Raw genomic sequence first — 2,667 nt, forward strand, 5'->3', positions numbered from 1 at the left:
ACCGCCCAGAGGGCGGCGTTACGTTTAAAATAGTTTTCAGCAGTATCAATAACAGGCATCCCCACCAGTGCAGCTTTATATTTACCACACCCCCGAACTCACTCCAACGGACAAAGTACCCGACTGCGCGATCGCAGTTGATGTGCTCCGCGCCACTACCACAATGGCAACCGCTCTTAACAATGGAGCCGAAGCAGTCCAAGTCTTCAGCGACATTGACAAACTGATGCAGGAAAGCGAAAAATGGCCTGCACCGAAGCGTATCCGTGCTGGCGAGCGCGGCGGTGCGAAAGTAGAAGGCTGTGACATGGGTAACTCACCTCTTGACTGTACCCCCGATCGCGTTCAAGGTAAGCGGCTATTTATCAGTACCACTAATGGTACTCGCGCTCTCCAACGAGTACAAGCCGCCAAAACAGTTTTAGCAGCAGCATTAATCAACCGCCGCGCTGTAGTCCAGTATCTTCTAATCAAACAACCAAAAACTATTTGGATTATTGGTTCTGGTTGGGAAGGTAGTTTTTCCCTGGAAGATACCGTTTGTGCAGGTGCGATCGCAGAAATGCTACTTGCAGAAAGCGGTACTCCGCCAAACGAATTTGCTGGGAATGATGAAGTATATGCCGCGATCGCGCTTTATTTGCAGTGGAAAGATCAACTTTACGAATTGATGAACCATGCTAGTCATGGCAAACGACTTCTTGGTCTTGGAGTCTTTCAAGATTTGAAATATTGCTCTCAAATCGATATTTTAGATACAGTCCCCATCCAACGAGAAATTGGAGTTTTGGTCAAGTCAGATGCCAAAATTCCGAAGGCAGAATTTTGGCTTCAGACTGCACAAAAAAGCTAATGGCTAATGGCTAATGGCTAATTGCTAATGGCTAATGGCTAATTACTAATTGGTAATTGGTAATGGTTATTATTAAGCTTGATTGCTTCTGTATAGTCATTGCGAACGTAGTGAAGCAATCTCAAAAAGCCTTTGCGATTGCTTCACTGCGTTCGCAATGACAAAATATGTATATAGGACTTACGCAGGTCGTCCCAGAAACCGGGTTTTTGAAAGAATCTGTGCGTCAAAACTAAGTATTTTCGTCAAAAAACCCGGTTTCTTTGGTTGGGTGCATAAGTCCTAATCTTTCCTCCCCATCCTCCCCATCTCCCCCTCTCTTCCCTAGCCCCTAGCCCCTAGCCCCTAGCCCCTTCTTCTCAACTAAACAAGCAGAAATTCGCCTAGCGGCTCCTGGTTCTCCCATGCGACGCAAGCCATTTTCAGCAATGAGTTGCAATCGATCGGGATCGCGGAGTAAGGATTGAATTACACTAGGAACTTCTGCGGGATGTTTCACTAAAATTAGCGATGGCCCTAAGAGGCGACTTTGAGCTTCAGCAAAAGCATAAGTAAACTGGGGGCCACTTCCGGGAATTGCGATCGCAGGTTTTCCTAAACCAACAAATTGCTCAGTTGCAGTTCCCGCCATCGCGATCGCAAAATCTCCTTGATTCAAACAATCGCTAAAACTTTGTTGAGTCAAAATTAGCGACGCATTTCTATTCTTAAATGCCATCGGTAATTTAGGTTTTGCTACTGGTAACTTAGGATTAGCTACAGGCAATTGTAAAATACTTCCTTGCTCCCCCGCTCCTCTGCTTCCTCTTTCTCGTACTCCTCCCCCTTCCTGTTCCCAGCCAGAGGATTCCAGAGGAGGACATAAAGCTTCTAAACTTAAGTTAGGAGCGATCGCACCCAAAAAGAGCAAATGGCGATCGCGAAAAATATCAGCCACCTTCGCTACCGCCTGAACAATTAACTCCCAATTGGCATAAGCTTCTGGTGCTCTCGAACCAGGTAGGAGTACGATAACAAGCGATCGCTGTTTCTCCCGGATTTCCATATCACCCCCGTAAAATGCTGGCTCAGCATTGTCAGAGAGCAAATCATCCATCATCGGATTGCCTAAATTGTAGGCTGGAATCCGAAATCGTTGCAAAGTCTCAGCCGTCAGCGCATCCCTCGGAAAAACAGCCTTGCAGCGCCTCCTACTCATCAACCAGCGTTCCCAAGGCAAGTAAACCGATCCCGACCACCCCTCCCAACCCTGCACCCGCGATCGATGCGGTAGGGGCCCCTCCTCGTCTCGTAAATAATATTCCGATTTGGCTGTTCCCACGAAAGCGTAGGGAACACCGCTCAACCAGGCAAATAATAGTGGGACAATATCTCCGACTGCTAAGATCGAGCCACCCTGTTTTGCCCAAGCACGAATAGTTTTAAACTGAGCTAAGGTTAATTGTAATAAGCCCGAATTGACATCGCGCACCAATTGGCGGCCATCCATGTAAATGAACCCTCCCGAAGGCATCCGCTGTACGGGGCCGATAATGGGAACATTTTCTAATTGAGAGTAAGCTTGTCCCTCGCCTACTAAAGGTAAGACAGCTAATTCTGGTGGATGGGGATGTTTTTGTAGTTCCCGTAAGATGCGAACGGCGATCGCATCTTCACCGTGACCATTACTAAGGCAGAGTAATTTTAATTTCGTATTCACTAATAATATTCTCCTATATTTATGAAGTATATCTCAGTCTCGAACCATCTAAATATTTGTCATTGCGCTAAATACTTGTCCAGGACTTACTCACGATTACGTAACGCCGCCATCC

Annotated in this window: 2 protein-coding genes; one reads left to right on the top strand and one right to left on the bottom strand. The window is 46.7% G+C overall.

Features of this window, described 5'->3' with window-relative positions; genetic code table 11:
- The first annotated feature begins 67 nt into the window (after positions 1-67).
- A complete protein-coding gene (locus PY364_RS17030) occupies positions 68-853 on the top strand; it encodes a 2-phosphosulfolactate phosphatase family protein (protein ID WP_275524267.1) in 786 nt (261 codons plus the stop codon).
- Positions 854-1,184: 331 nt separating this feature from the next.
- Here PY364_RS17030 and PY364_RS17035 read toward each other — a convergent pair whose 3' ends face one another.
- Positions 1,185-2,552 carry a lipid-A-disaccharide synthase-related protein gene (locus PY364_RS17035; RefSeq protein WP_275524268.1) on the bottom strand — a complete coding sequence of 456 codons (1,368 nt, stop codon included), beginning with the start codon at positions 2,550-2,552 and terminating at the stop codon, positions 1,185-1,187.
- Positions 2,553-2,667 lie beyond the last annotated feature (115 nt).

This window comes from Kamptonema sp. UHCC 0994 (assembly GCF_029167235.1).
Classification (GTDB): Bacteria; Cyanobacteriota; Cyanobacteriia; order Cyanobacteriales; family Microcoleaceae; genus Kamptonema.